The organism is Corynebacterium ciconiae DSM 44920 (assembly GCF_030440575.1).
Classification (GTDB): domain Bacteria; phylum Actinomycetota; class Actinomycetes; order Mycobacteriales; family Mycobacteriaceae; genus Corynebacterium; species Corynebacterium ciconiae.
In genome coordinates this window covers 2,287,334-2,305,946 of record NZ_CP047189.1, presented here as the reverse complement: position 1 = coordinate 2,305,946, position 18,613 = coordinate 2,287,334, and the positions used below count along the sequence as shown (strand labels likewise).

Genomic DNA, 18,613 nt, shown 5'->3' with positions numbered 1-18,613 from the left:
TTTCACCGCCGTTCAGCACCCATTAAGCTAGGTGGGCGATGAACGTAGTTATCTTTATCGTTGCCGCGATCCTCTTCCTCGTCGGCCTGTGGCTGCTCGTGGTGGATCGCAAGCGCCGCACTCGCACCACCCAGCGCACGAGCGCTCAGCCTACTGATGGGGCAGCAGTGTCTACCGCCGCCCCCGCCGCTGAGCAGCCCGCCCTGAGTGATCCCACCATCGATGCCCCCGAGCCGCCGGACGCTGGCATCACAGCGGGCCCTGAGCCCAGCCCCGCCCCCGAAGTGCCGCCGATAGCACCGACGCCTGCCGAGCACATCGAGGCGGTACAAGAGCCTGAGTCCGAGCGGGATGCCGGCGGTCCTGCCGAGGTCAAGCAGGAGGCCGCGCCTGAGCTGGAGGGGGATGGAGAACAGCAGCCAGATGCCGCGCAGCTGGATGCACCGAAGCCTGACTCCCCGCAGCCGGATGGTGTGAATGCCGTCTACGGCGCGGGGGAAACCGAGGTGGATGTGGACACCGAGGAGGCGCTGAATAACCTCCCCGCCGCGGAAGAGGGAGTCCACCAGCCCAAGGAGCCTTCCGGTGATGACGAGGCTTTCGATACTGAGGATGCTTCGCATGCAGACGAGGATGAGCGGGCCGATGATGACGTACCCCCCGCTCCCAACGGCGATAGCTCACCGGCGGCCAAGCGGCGCTTTTCGCTGCCAGGTTTTATGAACTCTGCCCGCCGCGAGCGGCGAGAATGGGCCAAAGAACACGATTATTTCTTTGCTAAGAGCGATGAATTCCTAAGCGATGAGTGGTCGCGCGGCGCAGCTGCGGCCGGCGCGGTGGCTCGCAACGTGGTTAGTGGTACTGCCTGTGGACATGAGATGCACGTGGTGGATCTCGGCGAGGTGTGCGTGATGGCGATGCGCCGGGGCTCGGTTTCTGATGTGGTGATCGATGCTCGCCGGGGCAGGGTAGACGATGCCCCCGGCACGGGTGAGGATCTGCTGCCGGCAGGTCAGCTCAATGATCTGCGGGTTGTTGCCAGCGAAGTCGATGTGGCCGAGCGCTTCCTCGATGAGCGCGTCCACGCGGCCCTCGAGGCGCTGCCACAGTCTGTCGATGCCGTGTGGTGCGAGGGTAACTGGGTGCTCGCCCAGTTCCAGCCCCACTCCCAGTCGGATGATTGGGATGCGGTGTGTCAGCCGCTTTCGATGCTTGCCGACGCCGCCCGCGCCCTTCCGCCCCGCCGTGGCGCATTGCTGGATCTGAAACCAGAGGATCGCGACCCCTCCCGCCCGGTGGCTGATGCCATTGAGTTGGATGAAGTGAGCGTGCCAGAGGAGTTTTCTGATCCGCGGCCCGCGGTGGTTACCCGCCCAGAAGAGCCCGTGGAACTGCCCTCGCGTGCCCAGCAAGTCTCCCGCGGAGTGGTGAGCTCTCGCGGGGTGGGCACTGATGCGATCGCTCCTATCGCTTCTGGTGAAGAGCGCGAAACAAGCAACTTCGATGGCACCAAGGTACTGCGCGATACGGGGATGTCTTCCTCTATTTTCAATGACATCTCCGCTGAGCTGGGCACCAGTTTCACGCCCGAGTTTGCCGCGAGGCTCAACAACACCGCTGCCGAGGATGCCCCAGAGCAGGAGGGCAGCGATGGCTCCCCGCGCCCGGACGGCGAGCCGGATGACAACCCCACCACTAAATAGGAAGTGAATGTCGACAATGGATGTAGTGGCCGCAAAGGCAGAATTGGCAGAACTAGTGAAGGAACTGGCCGTGGTGCACGGCGAGGTTACCCTCTCCTCGGGTAAAAAGGCCGATTATTACGTGGACTTGCGCCGCGCCACCCTGCACCACCGGGCCTCGCGGCTGATCGGTGCCCTGTTGCGCGAAGAGACCCAGGACTTGGACTATGTCAGCGTTGGTGGTCTTACCCTCGGCGCCGATCCGGTGGCCACCGCCGTGATGCACGCCGAGGGCCGTGCGATCGATGCCTTCGTGGTGCGCAAGGAGGCAAAGAAGCACGGCATGCAGCGCCGTATCGAAGGTCCTGATGTGGTGGGCAAGAAGGTGCTCGTGGTGGAGGATACCACCACCACCGGTAACTCCCCGCTCACCGCAGTGAAGGCTCTTCGCGAAGCCGGCGCCGAGGTCGTGGCCGTGGCCACTGTGGTCGATCGTGCCACCGGTGCGGCGGATGTGATCGCCGCCGAGGGGCTCGACTACCGCTATCTCTTGGGGCTTGAGGATCTCGGCCTTGCCTAAGCCGCCGCACACCCCTCGCCCAGAGCAGGACACCCCTCGCGGCCCCACCGAGTGGTTCGAGGCACCCCGCGGAGTAGGTCCGTGGGAAGAGGAACATCCAGGGCTGCGGCTGCCCTCAGAGCCGCACTACGATCCGCGGCTGTTGGCTGAAGGTGACCGACGCAATGTAGTGGATGCCTACCGCTACTGGTCGATGGAAGCCATCGTGGCGGATATCGACTCCCGCCGACACCAGCTACACATCGCGATCGAGAATTTCGAGAACGATTCTAATATCGGCACTGTGGTGCGCACCGCCAACGCCTTCGCGGTAGACACGGTGCACATTGTGGGCCGTCGCCGGTGGAATCGACGCGGGGCTATGGTCACTGACCGCTACCAGCATCTACAACACCACGCGAGTGTGGCTGAGGTACTGGACTATGCCCGCGAGCAGGAGCTCACTGTGGTGGCCATTGATAACGTTCCCGGTTCCGTGCCATTGGAAACCGCCGAGCTGCCCGAGCGCTGCCTCCTGCTCTTCGGTCAAGAGGGGCCAGGAGTGAGCCCCCAGGCCCAAGACGGGGCGGTGATGACGTGCTCGATTGCGCAGTTTGGTTCGACGCGCTCCATCAACGCCGGGGTGGCGGCGGGTATTGCCATGCACACGTGGATCAGGCAGCACGCCGATCTGCGGCACGCTTGGTAGGCGAGCAACTTCGCATATTATCGACGTCTGTGCTGCTCACCACGGGTGTCCGGGGTGTCTGTTAACGTTTCAAGTGCAGAAAAGAGTAGAACGTGGGTGAGTCCCGCCACCGTCTAGAACTGGGGTGTCACTCGCCGCGCTGTGAGCCTAGATAGGGCTTTTCCGCGCACCCACGAGCGCCGCCTCAGCGGCGGGCGCTGCCAGCGAGCTTTATGGAATGAGGACAACCACCGTGCCCGAGAAGTGGATTCACCGCGCTGATCTAGCGGAGGCAGCGATTGAGGATCGTCACGCCACTGGGCTGTGGGCGTTGCCGCGCACCAACCTGGCCGAGGTGGCGTGGCCTGGCGGCGTCAAGGAAAAGATCATGCTGCACTGGCACTACTGGTGGCAGGCACACTATGTGGACTGCCAGATTGATGCGGCGTTGCGCACCGCCACCCGGCCGCGGCGCAGGCGGCTGATGCACACCGTTCGCGGGATCAGGGTACGCAATATCTACAAACTGAGCCGTAATAAGTATTACGACGACAAAGCGTGGCTCGCCTTGGCACTGCGCCGTATCGATTCCGTGCACTCGCTCTCTGCGCCTACCTGCGCCGCCGAGCTGGAAGAGAACCTGCGCGCCAATGTGGATCCGAGCCTAGGGGTGCTGCCGTGGCGGGAGGGGGAAAACTTCTTCAACGTGCCCACCAACGGGCCCGCCGCCATCATGCTTGCCCGCACCGGGCATGTGGATGAGGCCCGCACTATGACGGATTGGGTGTTTGAGAACCTGCTCAATGAGAAGGGCCTCATCATGGACGGGGTGCGTATGCGCATGCATGGCCCCGAGATAGTCAAGCCCATCCACCCGTACTGCCAGGGCGTAATGATGGGCGCGTGTATGGCCATCATTGAGCAGCTGCGTAGCCAGGCAGGTCTTGAGCCCCACGGGCGTATTGAGACTCTGGAGGATGCCGACCGCGCCGAGGACATCATGGACTATGTGGCGCGGGTACGGCAGTTGGTGCATGCCGTGGCCAAGGAGCTGGCCGATGATCGCGGTGCTATCACCACCGTTAACCGTGGCGGCGACGGCGGTTTGTTCAAGGGCATCTTGGCCCGCTACCTTGCCGAGGTGGCGGTGAACCTGCCCAGCGACGGCGGGCGCAACACCTCCACTAAGAAGATTGCCGCGCGGCTGGTGCTGGCCTCAGCGGAGGCAGCGTGGGGCCATCGCCTCGAAATCGATGGGCTTCCCGTGTTCCCCGCGGAGTGGACCGAGGACGCCCAGCTGCCGCGCAATGCCGGGGTGGTCTCCGCCAAGGTTGGCGGGGCACTGACCAGCTCCGGTATCCCAGAGAGGGATTTGTCGGTACAGCTCAGCGGCTGGATGCTCATGGAGGCCGCGGCGCGGGTTAGCTCCGAGGTAGGCGAGGAACTCGGCCTGAACGGATAGTGCCATGACCGCCAACAGCTTTCAGGACTACCTCGCTAACCTGAGCGCCCCCGCCCATCGTGAGCGCCTGCGCGAGGTGGCTGACTGGGCCATGCAGCGAGCCCCACAGCTGCGGCTTGCCATGAAGTGGAACCAGCCGATGCTGCTGTGGGGCAAAACTTTTATTCTCGGTTTCTCGGCCGCCACCAGACATCTTTCGGTGGCGGCCGAGCCGCACATTATGGCGGAACTGGCGGCCGAGTTGGACGCTAGGGGCGCGGATTACACACCCAATCTTGTGCGCCTGCCTTGGTCTCAACCAGTCGATTATGAGCTTCTCGGGATGATGCTCGATCGTCAGTGCGAAACAAAAAAAGAATGCACAACATTCTGGCTTCCACAGTGACACCCACAAGCGCGGACGGGAACGAGATTGCGAGAAAAACCGCACGTGTGTCCCGTGAGGGCGCTATTATGAGGCCCTAAACCTATTTTCTTAAGGAGAAGCTTTCACGGTGTCACATCCCACTTTCGGATCGGATTACAACAACTCTTGGTCTGATCAGCCCGCATCCTCCCGCGGCGATACTGCGCCGCGGGGCTGGGATTCTGCCCCCTCCTCTTCTTCAGCCGCCACCGGCTCGTCCAGCTTCGGTGGCGGCTCCAGCTTTGCTCAAGGCTCGTCCGCGCCGGGGCCATCAGGGCAGTCGCCATGGGATTCGGGCGATCAATGGGGAGCGCAGCAGCATTCACCGGCGGCCACCCAACCCCGGCTGAACCCCGTTTCAGGGCCCTGGCCGCTGCTGATTATCGCTGGCGTGACCTCCCTGATCGGCATTCTCTGCGCTGTGGCCGCCCCAGTAATGGGCGGCACTGCGACCGACGATGGCTTCCGTACCCTCGCGCTCGTGGGGTGGGTGTTCGCCGGAATTCTGACTTTTGTGGCCATTGGGTTTCACAAGATTGCAGATAATCGTCGAAAAGCAGAGAGCTTCTATGTGGAAAACACGGCCCAAACCGCGTTGTTACGCGCAGCCTTAGCACTAGGCGCAGTGAGCGTGGTGATAACCGCGATCGAATTCGCCCTCGCCGTATCCAAAACCGTTGGCGCTTAGCGCACACATGCCCGTTGCCGTTGAACTAAGGATCGACAAATTACAGTGAACCACCCCGCCCAGCGCCGTGGAATGGCTCGTCGATGTGCAGCGCTCGCCTTCGCGGCGACGCTCGGTGTGGCCGCAGCACCCCAAGTGGCTGCGCAGCCGGCTCCCTCGCCTGTCGCGGCCGACAATATCGCGCGGCTGAACTCCTGTATCGCCCAGAAAAAGTCCGCAGATCTGATGTTTGTGGTGGATGAATCCCAATCTCTCTCCGGGTTTGAGGATCTTCCCGCCACCGACCCAGACGCGGTGCGCGTAGCCGCCGCCCAAGACCTCATCCGCCAGCTCGGGATCGCCGCTGACGATGTGGATGCCACCATTAACGTGAAACTGGCCGGCTTCGGCGAGACCTATGAATCTGCCCCCGAGGCCTATGGCGACTGGACCAATGTGGCCACCGACGCCGACGAGCTTGCCTCTACCGCGGAGATTTTCGCGGATCGTGACCAGCAGAGCTACACCGACTACGGCACCGCGCTGCGCGGGGCGGGAGCGGATATGGCCGCCCACAGCGATGCCGACTCCTGCCGCGCCATCCTCTTCTTTACCGATGGACTCATCACCACCCCCGGCGAAGATGCCGCCACCGCCAGCCAGCAGCTGTGCTCCGCGAATGGGCCGGTGAATCACCTCCGCCAATCCGGGGTGCAGCTCTTTACTGTGGGCCTTATTCCGCGTGGCACCGACTCGCCCGAGCAACTGCTGCGCGATGTGGCCGAAACCGACAACTGCGGTGAAGCGGCCCCCAATGGCGCCTTCATCAACGCCACCGAGGACGTGGCAGGACTATTCAGCGCCTTCCGCGGGATTCTGCCCAATGCTGGTTCCGCGCGCGATGAACTGCGCATGTCGGACACCTTCCGATTCGTACTGGATAACTCCATCGATGAGATCCGCTTGGAGGCGCAACCGCAGCAGCGCGGCACGGACGAGGGCGTGCAGCCCTATCTCATCAACCCCCGCGGTGATCGCATTGACCTCCACGGTTCAGGCACCGAGAATCTGGCCGGCGCCGAACTGACAATGCTGGGCGAGAACCGAGTTCTGCCCGGCATGATCGACGCCGAGCTACGCAAGAATGACTCCGATGCATGGGCGGGGGAGTGGACCTTTGGCTACGACTCCCCAGCAGCCGACGGCCGCTACAAAGTGAAGATGCAGATCCTGCCCGGACTGCACCTGGATGTCCCCGCGCTGAGCGAGGGAGAAAACACCGGTATCAGCACCGACACCCCGTTGCAGGTGCAGCTTCTCAACCGAGCCAATGAGCCCGTGAAGCTCGAGGGCGATGCCCAAGTGGAGGCCGCGTTCATCGGTGCCGATGGTGCTGCGCCAGTGCCGTTGGGGCAGCCGCAATCCATTGCGGATGCCGCTGCGGTGGAGGTGCCCTTGGATGCCATCGACCAGCCCGTCAACGGCACCATCGCGGTGCGCAGCCAGATCACCACCAAGGGCACAGGAGACGCCCCAGGCACTGCCTTGTCGCCCATCGTGGCGGAATACCCCGTATCGATCTCCCCAGTGAATATGCCGGTGGTGCCCGGCGAGATGCAGGTGACCGTGGAGGACACCCACGCCCAGTTCACGATCCCCATCACCGGCCCCGGTGAAGCCACCTTGAGGGGAGCCACCCTCAGTGCCGTGCCCGAGGGAGCCGAGGGTGTTGAGGTGCACAGCGATGCGTCTGCCCTGCAGCTTGGGAAGGGAGAGGACGGCACACTGTCGTTCACCATCGACAGTGAACACTTGGCTGATGGTCCCATTGCCGGCACCCTGCACCTCACCCTCACTAGCACAGACGGCGACGGCCGCACCGCCGAGGTGGATATTCCTCTCACCGGTTCCATGCGCGCACCTGTAAACACCACCGTGTTCTCGCTGGTGATGGTGCTGGCGCTGCTGCTGGGTCTGCTCATCCCGCTGGGCATTTTGTATCTATTCAAATACCTCAGTGGCACGCTGACCCGAAAGAAGATCTACGCGCTCACCATCCCGGTGGAGATCAAGGACCACCAGGTGATCCGTACCAATACGGGCCGGCCGTTCCACGTGGACCGCGGCGAGATCATGGCGACCACCGGATCCATGGTGAGCGGCCGCCGCGCCACCATCGGCTCCAAGAGCTTCCAGGTTGCACTAGGCCTCAATCCCTTCAGCTCCGCGCAGGCACGGGCCACCGCAGCACCATCGGTTGCCGATGATGCTCGCCGCGCCAAGGGCGCAGCTGTGCTGCCGCTGGATCTTGCCCAGCACTGGGTGTTCTACCCGCAGCCAGGAAACAGCACAGTCGGCTCCGTGGTGGTGATGGCCGATCGCTTCGCCACTGACGAGAACCTCGCCAGCATGGAACGCGCAGTGCGGGAGAAACTGCCGCGCCTGGCTCAAGACATCGACAGCCCAGCCAGCGACAGCGCCGGCGGGGCGGGGGAGGCGAACGCGGAGAAGGCCGCGCCGGCTGCTGGGGCAGCCACGTGGGGTGGGCCGAGCGAGTCCTCCCAGCCGAGTGGCAGTAGCACCTGGTCATCCAGCGCTGGTTCGCCGGGAGGTTGGGACCAGCCGAGCACCGGCGGTGCGGCAGATGGCTCCCATAGTGACTGGTCAGCGGGCTGGAACGATGAGCAGCCCCGCAATCGGCCCTCCTCGGGCGGCTGGTCCGATAGCTCCCGAGGCTGGGATTCCTAGCACCCTCACGCTGACACGGCAGAACACACGGTAGATACAAGGAGAAACGAAGAAGATGCGGAAGTTTTTGGTAGTCGGCTGCGGTGGCTCCGGAGCGAAGACCCTCGCTTATATGATGGACCAGCTTAAGGCCCTGATCCGAGAGGTAGAGCCGGGCCGAGACACGCTGCCCAAGGCGTGGCAGTTTGTCTCCATTGATGCTCCGCTCGCCGCCGAGGACGGGCCCAGCGGGCTAGCCAATGTGGAACAGGCCGGCGGGCGGTATATCGGTATCGGTAGCAATCAGCCGTACCGCACGTTCGATGCTGCTGTCTCTGCGGAGCTTGCTCGCGGCGATGGGTTGAAGGACATCGCCACTTGGGCGCCGCGGGTGCCTAACGCTATCGAGCTTCCTATTTCCGCCGGCGCCGCTCAGCGCCGCACCCTTGGCCGCATGCTTACTCTGCCCAAGCTGGAGAAGATCCGCGAAGAGCTGCGCAAGGCGCTCGAGGATATGAACACCTCGGATGCCAATGTGGAGCTCAATGAGCTCAACCGCAAGATTCAGGGCTTTTCCTCAGATAAGAGCGAATCGGATCCCACGATCTTGGTGGTTTCCTCCATGGCTGGTGGTTCCGGTGCCTCCATGTTTTTGGATGTGTGCCGCGTGCTCGCCGGGCTGCCGAATGCCAAGCCGGAGCAGACGGCGGTATTCCTGCTCACCCCCGAGGTGTTTGAGTCGCTGCCTAAGGACGCGATGAGTGGCGCTTGGCCCAATGCTTTGGCCATGTTCGGCGAGGTTTTTGCTGCCCAGACCGGTGCGGCCGCCCCGGCTGATGCCTCCCTGTACCGAGCACTGGGTATCGCCACTGCGGATCAGGGCTCCACCTTTGCGCGACTCTTTCCCATCGGCAGCCGCATGGGTGAGGAACGCGCCCGCTTCGGTCGCGAGGGCTCGCCCACGGAGATCTATCGCGGCTTGGGCCGCGCCCTGTCTGGTCTGGTCTATTCCGAGCAGGCCTCCGCTGATTTCGTGCAATATGATCTCGGCAATGCGGGAGCGCCCGATGCGAAGCGTTCCTATCTGGGCTGGGCGGACAACGAGAAGTTGAAGTGGACGGGCCTGCCGTGGGGATCCATGGGATACGCCCAGCTCAGCATGGGCCGCGATAAGTACAAGGAGTACGCTGCGCAGCGCATCGCTAGGGCCAGCTTCGATAAGCTGCTGCGCGGCCACATCGATCCGCGCAATCACTCCACCGCCGAGGAGCAGTTGCGTGAACGCTTGGCCGAGCGCATGCCGGGGAGCATGGAGCGGATGAGGATTCACCCGGAGTTGGTTACGGGTGCCGCCACCACCGATATCATCCGCAACTGGTACGAAGTGGTTTTCCACTCTGAACTGGAGGCTGCGGTCGGTGAGTCCCAGGCCGCGCTGCGCTCGAAGATCCCTTCCCCCGTGGAGGGGCAGAAGGGCCAGGAGTGGGCCGCCGAGGTGGAGAGCGTGATGGGTAGCTCTGACCTCAGCTACGACTTGCGCAGGGTGATGCGCCGCGCAGCCTATAGCGCGGTGTATCGCTGGGCGGATTTCATCACAGATCAGATGCTCGCGGAAGCCGAGGAGGAACTGTCTCGGTTGGGCTTGCCCTATGTGGAGAAGATGCTCGCCGAGCTGGATGTGATCATGAAGGACAAGCTGCTGCCAGGCAGCGAGCAGTTCATCCTGAACCACCAAGGTATTGACCCCGCGGCTCGTCCTTCGGATGCAGACCAGGCGCTGCACCCGGTGACCGGCAAGAAGCGTATTCATAATGCCGATGCCGTAGTGGAGCAGCTGCTGAGCTGCTACAGCCCGCAGCTGCGCACCGCCATGCTGGTGGAGCTGGCCCGTACTCTCAGTCCGGTGTTGGAGGACTTCCGCTTTGGGGTACTACGCCGCCTGCGCGATGAGTTGGATCGCGCCCACAAGGATGTGCGCGCCGCCGATGCGGCCAAGGAATCAACCCTCGATTTGGCGGATGTGGCCACGGAAGAACCGGCAGCGTGGCCGCGGCCGCATGATGAGAAGGTCAGTGATCGTTTCCGTGGCTCGGTGAACGAGATCGTGATCACCGAGGTAGATAACTTCCCGGAGGATTTCGAGGCACAGCTGTTGGAGGCTGTTTCTGGCGAGGACGCGAACGTCTCTGATCTCGACGAGGCCACCTCCCGTATCACCCGCTCCATCATTAAGGGCGAGTGGGAAACCACCGACGCCATCAAGGCACCGCGCAACACCTTGGCCCGCGCCGCCGGCGAGATCTCTAGCGGTAACCGTGCAGGCTGGGCCAGCAAGCATTTGCGCACCAACCCCGATAATTCCGGGGAGAGCCGCGAAACGTCGAATGCTGTGTTCGCGGCGCGGATTCGTCCCCGCGATCTTTTGCAGCGCGCCCGCATCTGGGTGATGCGCCCCGGAGAGAGTTTTGAGCGCTTCATCTCCGCAGATCTGCGCAGCTACATGACCCAAGATGAGATGCTGAGTGACGCCGAGTACGAGCAGCGCATCGCACGACTCCGCAGCGAGTTCTCCAAGGCCCTGTCCCTGTCCCGCCCCTTGGCGGCGGTGGATGCCACCATGGTGCAGGCGGTGCACGGCCAGGGCGTGACCTATCGCTATTCCTTCTCGGAGATTCCTTTCAAGGATCAGCGCGTGGCCGCCGAGTTAGAGAGCACGTTGAGCTCGAGCAAGATCGAGGGGCAGTCGCGCACCAAGTTCGATAATGCTCTGCGCGACAGCACCAATATTCAGCGCATCGATATTTTCGGCTCCTACCCGAATTATTCGCCGATTGTGTTCAGCTCCCTGCTGCCGCAGATTGCGAAGGAGTGGAAGGCCAGCCAGAATCGCTCCGATTTCTGGAATTTGCGCCGCACGCACACTCTTGAGGCGGCATTGCCTTTGAGTAATGAGGAGCGCAAGGCGCTGGTGGGTGGCTGGCTCTTGGGCATGGCTACCGGCCGAGTCTTCGTTACCGACCGGGGGACTATGCAGGCCGCAGCTCACGTCTATGGGCGCTTGCCCGGCCATCACAGCGCCGGCCAGGCCCAGGAGAGCTGGTATCACTTCCCGCAGCCGATGCTGACCGGTCCAGCCGAGATGCGTAATGAGTTGGATTGGATGCCGGCGGTGCTGGAATCGATCCTGCTGGCGTATGCCAATAGCCACGAACGGGATCGCAGCGGCGCCCCCGGAGCTTCCCTGCATCCCTATTGGGCTTTGCGCGCGCTTTTCGACGACTCCCCCGAGAAGGCCAGCAACGTTGATGGCGGGCTGCGACACCCGGCTGTCACGACTTTGGCTAACTTCTTCCGCACCGGCGTCTGGCCAGCGGAGCGCAACGCCATCCGTGGCGAGAGCATCTCCGAGCGTGCCGCCATGGTGGAGGAGCACCTGGAGCGCGCGCTGCACACCGCAGAGATGCTGGCCCCAATGGATGATCTGGGCTTTCCCGGTAGCTCCTCGGTGGATAAGTCTTGGGCGCACCCGACCAGCAGGGAGCGGGCGTCCAAGGTGCCCTTCTATCGCGACTTCGCCGCCGATGTGGTGGAGATGGCGAATCTTTTGCATGGCTTGCTCGAGGAGGCGAAGCGGGTGGCGGCCCAGCCGGAAACCACCAGCTCGATGCCTACAGGCTTCAGCTCTGCCCACGATGACAATGATGATGAGTTCTCCGGATTCGGTGGTGGTTTGTTGTGAGTTACACCAAGGACATAGACGTTGTATTCATTGGCGCTGGACGCCTCGTCGGCGAGCTGCGGGGAGTGTGCGCAGACCTCACCGCCTTGGGGCACATCTCGCGCACCTTTTGGATTGACGCCGGCGCCCAAGAGCCCGGCCGTGGCGATACTGGCTCGATGCTGCGGAAGATGGAAGAACCCGTAGAGCAGGCGCGCTCCTGCGAAAGTTTCGTGCGGCTGTCGGATGCGCTGCGGGAGATGCGGGGCCTGATCCTTGTGGTGCATTTAGTGGATCCGCACGAGGAGACGGACTACGAGGCTGTGGATCAATGGATGCGCTTGATCCAGTCCGAGGCCTCCCACAACTCGGTGCGGCGGGTGCGCATGTTGATGCCACAGCTGCCGCTGCCCACCACCGAGCCCGCACATCGCGAAGGCTGGGCCACGGTGGCGCTCACCGCGTTTGATTCCGATTCTCCTCTTACCTCCTCCCGCCGTATTCAGCGCGAGGATGGCCCCCTCGAGGTGGCTCGAGCCTATGCCCCCAGCGTGCTTGGCCTGTGTGGCCGGTTCTCCGCCGCCCCGGTGGTGGGGGTGCTGAAGGAGGATGGCAGCGAGATCATCCAAGGCCTTGCTGATTCCTTCGTGCTGGCCCGCTGTTTCTTCCGTGATCTGGATGCCAGCGACGCGGAGGAGGAACTCCGCGATGCGGTCATCGCAGTGAGCGAAGACATCCCGGTGACGCACATGCGGGATGGCCGACAAACCGTTCCCCAGCAGCACAGCGAGGAGATGGTGCGCCGCTACGCCTATGAGCTACTGCAGGCGCACCAGTCCGAGCTGCTCACCCAGGAGGAGCCGCCGAAGAGCGCCGAGCAGGTAGAGCAAAGCGGCGCAGCCGCGGTGAAGGCGTTTCTCCGTGAGTTCTTCCGCGCCACAGTGGGGTCGCGCTCCATCTGGAGCTCCTCGCTACAGCAGGGCGTGGCGGATCGTATGCGTGACATGCTGCAAAAGGGCCTCTATGGCGAAGAGAGCACAATCCGCGTGGTGATGGGGCAGAGCGGCCGCAGAACTGGCGGCGAGGCCAGCATTGAAAAGTTGCGCTCCAGCTCGGCCCAGCTGATGAAGACCTCCTCCAAGGCCGGTATTGAGGTGGGCAGGCAGACGAACTTGTCCAGCCTGTGGGCGGATTATTGCGATGCCTCCCTCACGTTGATTGACGGCTCGGATCGTCTCCATGATCGGCTGCCCAACCTGGTCGATAATTCCAACCCCGCGGTGGTGGGAACCTCCGCTGAGGTGGTGCCGGATAGCGACCGCGGTTTCGATGCCGGTCTGCCGATTCTGGATGAGTTCATGAAGCGGGAGGACTCCGAGAAGTTCCTGCACTCCTATGATGCGGTGCGGGTGCATAGTTTTGATCGGAAGCTCACCAAGGCTGTGGCCCGCACCTCGGATCCGGAGGTGCTTGATCTGCGTGAGGATTTCCAGCAGTGGCGCGACCGCAACGGCACCAGCTTCGCCTCCGAGGTGGGCTCCGGCCTGCTGGACTACCTCTCCCAGGCCCAACAACGCGTGGGGTCTGCATGGGAGGCGGTGAAGGGCTGCGAGCAGGCGTTGAGCCAGCTTGGCAGCCAGGACACGGCGGCCATCAATCGCCGCCTGACCTCGAAACTACGCATGCTGAGCGGAGTATGGGCGGTCATCATGCTGGTGCTCATCTACTGCTGCATCCGTTACTACAAGCCGGACTGGCGGGTGCCTTTCGAGAGCTGGCAGGGCCTGAACTGGCAGTGGACGGTGCTGTTGGCCGTGGTGAGCACCGCGATCATTGTTGCGGTGCAAATGTCCGTCTTCGCCAAGGCCCGACGCGGGGTGTATGACTTATTGCGCCAGCGGCAGCTGCAGGAGCAGAACCTAGAGATCCATATGCGTAATTACTACGCTGCTCTCGGTGATGTTTCTCGAATCACGGATGCCTACCAGCAGTTCTTGGCGTGGTCCTTGGTGCTGGGTCGAGTGCTTGCCTATCCCTTTGGCGCGCCCCGCGACTCGCGGGTGAAGAAGGAGATCCCCACCTCGGGCATGCCGCGCTCGGCACGCTTGGGTCGGGCGGTGGCCGATCCGGAGAAGCGCCGCGAACTTACTCACACCTTGCGGCAGTCGCTGTGCCGCGAGGGCTGGGCGGGCAGTGCCTTCGAGCGCACGGTGGGCGAGCTGGCCCGCCAGGTGGCTTCCAACACTGGTGGCCGCGAGCAGCGGGTGTCGGATCTCTACGGCCTCAATGGCTTGGGCTCGGGCTCGGCGCTGGACCGGCTCGCCCAGTGTGCCGCGGAGACCATCCCAGAGCTCTCCGAGCAGGAGCAGCAGCGCTGGATTGATGCGCTCGGCCAGGAGAACACGGCCGAATATGTTCATAGCTACCTGCCGCAGGCCTCTTTCTTCGAGCAAGGCCGGGAGCACACGGTGGATCGCAGTGAGTTCTTCGCAGGACTGGTGGAGCCGGATCGCGCCGATGTGGAGTTTCCCGCAGAAGCCCTCAGCGCTCTGGGCGCCACAAAGGGTGCAACCAGCATCGATCAGGACAAAAGCGGAACCCACTACTCGGATTCTCGCCGCGGCACCCTCACGCGCAGCGTGATCAAGCAGCAATTCGGCTCGGTGGCGAAGCTGTCTGTGCTGGTGCCGCTTGCCGAAAGCACTGCCCCGGTGGAGGATTTCAACCCCAGCGACGCCGAGTTCCCAGGTGAGGCCGACTTCGTCTGGACTGCGTTCTCCTCGCAGAAAGACACCTTCCCCGGCCCCGATAGCGCACGTGACAGCCAGCACTCCGATGGATTCCCCGGCCCCTCCACCCTGCTGTAGGCCTCGCACCCGCCGCGAGATTGTTGTTTAGGAAAGAGAGACCCCATGGCGATCAATAGATGGGCAACGGGCTTCAGTGCGGATACCATCGCCCAGCTCAGCAAGCTAGTTGCGCCGAGTCGTGAGCAGGTGGCCGCCATTCTTGGCGATTCCGCTCCGCAGCACATCGATGCCGTCACCGCAATGCTCAACGGCAAGAAGTACACCACCGAGCAGCCCGCAGCGACTGCAGAGCAGAACGTCTACAGCGCTGAGGATGTGCGCGAGCGGGACGGGGAGGTGGCGTCGACAAGCTCAGATGACGTAGATGATTGGAACTTCGATGAGGGGCCAGTGGTGGAGAAACCACAGGTCAACCCAGCGGAGTTTATGGATGAGAAGCTGCGGGGCCGCCGGTTTGCGCCTTTCGCGCACCAAGTGGACAGCCCCTGCGGAATGCTCAAGGTGGAGGTGGAGGCTATCACCGAGGAGGGCACCCAGGTGCTCGTGTATTGGGACGAGCTGCCGACCTCCTCGCCGTATGTTCTCTATCGCCTCGTGGGGCATGTGGGCGAAGGCGCGCTCAGCCCCGAGGATGGCACGATTTTGGTGCACACCCGCGGCCGTGCGTTCCGCGAGGTGATTCCAGCTTCTGTGGGAATGCGTCACTATGCGGTGTGGGCCTATGCAGCTGATTCCGCCCCCGGTACCCTCGCCGTGCAGCCGGTGCTGGTGGGCGAGGAGGCGGTGGGGCTTCCGCCGCGCAATATCGGCCTGGTAGAGGATAAAAACGGCACGGTCACCGGCTCGTGGATGCTGCCTCATGGCGTAGATCAGGTTGAGGTGTATGCCCGCGTATCCACCTCCGATGTGCCGCTGTACGATCCCCGTCACCGCGTGCCCTCGGGGGTGGGGTTGAGGAACTTCACCCACACCGTAGCCAAGCGCGGTAAAACCTACGAGTTCCAGCTCTTTCCCACCTTCGAGTTCCGAGGGAGCCGGCGAGTGGGCGAGGGCTCTGAGATTGCGCAAGTGCAGATCTCGGCGAATATTCAACAGGTTGAGATGAAAGAAGCGGTGCGCCTGCCCAGTAGCAAGGGCGACCAGATCAGCCTGATGTGGGCTGTGCCGTCGATGGGCGAGGTGCGCGTGTATCTCACCGAGAAAGCGCCCCAGGCGGATCTGGCGCTCGAAGTGGTGGAAGAGCGGCACATTCTGGACGATGATGCCTTGGGCTCCACCAAGTGGGTGCACACCTACAATTTCGATGAAATCGACCAGTACAATCCCGGCGAGGATCACCACGCTGTGGTGCAGTGGCCGGGCGAGTGGTCCCAGGTGTTTTGCGTGCCGGTGCATGTGGTGGGCGATTCTTTCCAAGTGGGCAGCTACCAGGTGGTCAACCGGGTGGAGTCCATCGCCGAGGCGACCTTGCACGAGCGGGTCTCCAGCCAGCTGGTTACCTTCGACTGGCCCAAGGGGGCGTCGGTGGTGCACGTGCGCACCTCGCGCAGCCGCATCGATCGCTACCTGGTGGAGGAGGACTATCGCCGCCAAGGTGGGGTGCGTCTAGAGCTGAGCAACCTAGGCGATATTGTGGAGCTAGAGCCGCGTTTCTACTTCGGCGGCACGCCCGTGACGGGGGAGAAAACCACCCTGAATTACGACGGGCTGTGGATCTACCGTTACAGGATCCGCACTCGCCAGCGAGCCGATCGCCCTGGTCTCGAGCTGGGGGTGTGGCTGTGGCGCGAGGGCTTTGAGGATGAGCGCCCACCCAGCTTCGTGCTGGTGTACAACCGTTCGCGCTTGCCCCTGCACGCCCAAGACGGGGAGCCGCTGCTCACCTCACTGACTACGAATTCTGGCAGCGATGAGCCGACGCCGAAAATAGTGCCTGAGCTGCTGGCCGCGCACGCGAATGCGGCCGCGGCTACCTCGGACGAGACGTTCTGGTCCGCATTGTTGTCCCCGGGCCAGAGCGGCTATGTGCGCGTCTTCCTCGCCGATGAGCACCGGCACCAACTGGGCAGCCCGCAGCGAGTGGTGGTGGATGATGATGCCGGTACCCTCGAAGTGAACCTAGGAGGGCTGAACTAATGTCTGCACCCTTGTCACAGCAGGTGCTCGGAACCTTCAGCTTCGCCTCCTTCGGCCGCAGCGCCACCCGCGCGGGTGGTTGGGGTGTGGGCGCCACCACTGGCCGCATCACCCAACAACTCATTCAGAAGCTGCGCCCCACCATCCCTTCAGCGCTTGTCGACGGCATCCGCTACCGCAACTACCCGAGCAGTGCAGAAATCGCGCATCTGAATCGGCGTTTCGCCTGGCTGCCCGTGATCGATGACACTGGCGCGGAAGTATGGGCCTTTTATGCTTCCTGCCATGCTGGGCAGGACTCTTCCGGCAGGCCCGGCAACGTGTTTACCTTTGTGCAGGTTCATGACTCGGGCGAGCAAACGGATCCGATCCGGATGATGTACTCCCCGCAGATCCCGGTTCCCTTCGGCAAACGCGAGGTGGACGCAGCCTCGCTTCCCGCCGAGCTCACCGAGCCTGGGCCGGTAGACGAGAGCGTGCTGCAGCGCTTTATTGCCGAGGAACCCGAAGGATCGCTTCCTGTGCCCTGGGAGAATCTTGCTCCCAGCACCAGTGGTGGGCCACGCCGGGAGTATGTGGATGCCGCCGTGGCTGTGCTGCGGGACACCACCCCGGTGGTTGTGGCCTGCCCGCTGGAGGAAGCCCCACTCTGGGTGGCGGCAATCTATCGCGCACTGGGTGAGCGCATCGGGTTTTCCACCTTCCACAACCCCGAGCGGCTGAGCGATATTCTCGGCTCCGCCGCCCAGCTGGTGGCAGTGCGTGCCGATCATGTTCAGGCTGCGCGCGATAACGCGCCCGCACCCGCGGTGGTACTGGATGTGACCGCCCCGCTGCCTGAGGAGCTGCGGGCTTTAAGTGACAGCAGGCCAGAGACCAGAGACGAGACTAGTGGCGCGGCTGGGAGCGCGGCCGGCGGCGAAAGCATCGCCGAGCAGCGCGGGGCGCAACGCATGGCCATACCCGAGACACGCTTTGCCGAAGCACCGGCGGCCGAGCGCGGGATGCGCCCGCCGCGTACCGAGAGCACGCCTGCTGATCAGACCCAGGAATATCGCTCGCCCTTCACTGCGGCCCCGCCGCTTTCGGAGCCACCGCTGCCACATGAGAACGAGTGGTCGGCGCCAACGACTGCGAGCCCGAGGGGCGATTACGAGGACGATCCCGAAAGTGATGAGGAATTTCTGGCAGCTCTGAGCCAGGAGCCTGCCGCGCAGACGACATCCCGTCCAGCTACTCCCGGGCAGCTGCGGCCGGGTGAGGCGCACACCAGCGCCTTCGTGGTCACCGAGGATGATCTTCGTCATGCTCGGATGCCGCTGGTCGCCTTTGTGGAGCTGATGACGCAGTGGTTCAACGTGGAACACCCGGCTGAGGCCGCGGCTAACACTCGGATTGCGATTCGGATGAACCGCCTGGCAGCGGTGGAGCCCGTCACTGACGATATTCTCCGCCTGCGGGCCCGCATCGCCTTGGTGGCGCTGATCAATGATGTGCACGCCTGCGACAGCCCAGGGCAGCTGTTGGATCTTGATCGCCACGAGCTCGACCGCCTGCACACCTTCCTTGCCAAGGAAGTAGATGATCTCCTCGTGCACCGCGAGCCGGTTGAGAAAATGCTCTACCGTGACCCGCTACGGCCGCCTTTCCGCAGCATTGAAGAGGCAGTAGACAAGCTTAAGGGCGAGGCAGAGAATCGCGAGATCGTTCGCTGTGTCGGCCCCCAACTCCACAGGCTGCTGCGCGGATAGGGCAGCG

11 protein-coding genes are annotated in these 18,613 nt (G+C 63.3%); all 11 read left to right on the top strand.

Annotated elements, in window-relative coordinates; translation table 11 throughout:
• Positions 1 to 38 precede the first annotated feature (38 nt).
• The 11 genes from CCICO_RS10115 to CCICO_RS10065 all read left to right on the top strand — a co-directional run bounded on the left by CCICO_RS10115 (position 39) and on the right by CCICO_RS10065 (position 18,606).
• A complete protein-coding gene (locus CCICO_RS10115; protein ID WP_018019445.1) occupies positions 39 to 1,703 on the top strand; it encodes a TtfA family protein in 1,665 nt (554 codons plus the stop codon).
• A 16-nt stretch (positions 1,704 to 1,719) separates the two neighbouring features.
• Positions 1,720 to 2,262, top strand: a complete 543-nt coding sequence (gene pyrE / locus CCICO_RS10110) for an orotate phosphoribosyltransferase (RefSeq protein WP_018019444.1) — start codon at positions 1,720 to 1,722, stop codon at positions 2,260 to 2,262.
• The gene (locus CCICO_RS10105; RefSeq protein ID WP_018019443.1) at positions 2,255 to 2,950 is read left to right on the top strand and encodes a TrmH family RNA methyltransferase; all 696 of its coding nucleotides are present in this window, start codon (positions 2,255 to 2,257) and stop codon (positions 2,948 to 2,950) included. The genes pyrE and CCICO_RS10105 overlap by 8 nt, the downstream gene beginning before the upstream one ends.
• Before the next feature lie 232 nt (positions 2,951 to 3,182).
• Positions 3,183 to 4,391, top strand: coding sequence for a glycoside hydrolase family 76 protein (locus tag CCICO_RS10100; protein ID WP_018019442.1), 1,209 nt, complete (start codon positions 3,183 to 3,185; stop codon positions 4,389 to 4,391).
• Between the two features lie 4 nt (positions 4,392 to 4,395).
• Positions 4,396 to 4,776, top strand: coding sequence for an iron chaperone (locus CCICO_RS10095; RefSeq protein ID WP_018019441.1), 381 nt, complete (start codon positions 4,396 to 4,398; stop codon positions 4,774 to 4,776).
• 109 nt (positions 4,777 to 4,885) lie between these two features.
• On the top strand, positions 4,886 to 5,485 hold the full coding sequence (locus CCICO_RS10090; RefSeq protein ID WP_018019440.1) for a hypothetical protein: 600 nt from the start codon (positions 4,886 to 4,888) through the stop codon (positions 5,483 to 5,485).
• A 45-nt stretch (positions 5,486 to 5,530) separates the two neighbouring features.
• Positions 5,531 to 8,212, top strand: a complete 2,682-nt coding sequence (locus tag CCICO_RS10085; RefSeq protein ID WP_018019439.1) for a vWA domain-containing protein — start codon at positions 5,531 to 5,533, stop codon at positions 8,210 to 8,212.
• Positions 8,213 to 8,267: 55 nt separating this feature from the next.
• Complete coding sequence (locus tag CCICO_RS10080) at positions 8,268 to 11,930, top strand: tubulin-like doman-containing protein (RefSeq protein WP_018019438.1); 3,663 nt, start codon at positions 8,268 to 8,270, stop codon at positions 11,928 to 11,930.
• Positions 11,927 to 14,776, top strand: coding sequence for a hypothetical protein (locus CCICO_RS10075; RefSeq protein ID WP_018019437.1), 2,850 nt, complete (start codon positions 11,927 to 11,929; stop codon positions 14,774 to 14,776). Before CCICO_RS10080 ends, CCICO_RS10075 begins: the two co-directional genes overlap by 4 nt.
• 45 nt (positions 14,777 to 14,821) lie before the next feature.
• Positions 14,822 to 16,855, top strand: coding sequence for a SaeA-related protein (locus CCICO_RS10070; protein ID WP_018019436.1), 2,034 nt, complete (start codon positions 14,822 to 14,824; stop codon positions 16,853 to 16,855).
• Positions 16,855 to 18,606, top strand: coding sequence for a GAP1-N2 domain-containing protein (locus CCICO_RS10065; RefSeq protein ID WP_018019435.1), 1,752 nt, complete (start codon positions 16,855 to 16,857; stop codon positions 18,604 to 18,606). Before CCICO_RS10070 ends, CCICO_RS10065 begins: the two co-directional genes overlap by 1 nt.
• The last annotated feature ends 7 nt before the right edge of the window (positions 18,607 to 18,613 follow it).

Bases quoted from the DNA above. Each gene is read 5' to 3' on its own strand.
- CCICO_RS10115 (WP_018019445.1), top strand. From the start codon at position 39: ATGAACGTAGTTATCTTTATCGTTGCCGCGATCCTCTTCCTCGTCGGC.
- pyrE (WP_018019444.1), top strand. From the start codon at position 1,720: ATGGATGTAGTGGCCGCAAAGGCAGAATTGGCAGAACTAGTGAAGGAA.
- CCICO_RS10095 (WP_018019441.1), top strand. From the start codon at position 4,396: ATGACCGCCAACAGCTTTCAGGACTACCTCGCTAACCTGAGCGCCCCC.
- CCICO_RS10080 (WP_018019438.1), top strand. From the start codon at position 8,268: ATGCGGAAGTTTTTGGTAGTCGGCTGCGGTGGCTCCGGAGCGAAGACC.
- CCICO_RS10070 (WP_018019436.1), top strand. From the start codon at position 14,822: ATGGCGATCAATAGATGGGCAACGGGCTTCAGTGCGGATACCATCGCC.
- CCICO_RS10065 (WP_018019435.1), top strand. From the start codon at position 16,855: ATGTCTGCACCCTTGTCACAGCAGGTGCTCGGAACCTTCAGCTTCGCC.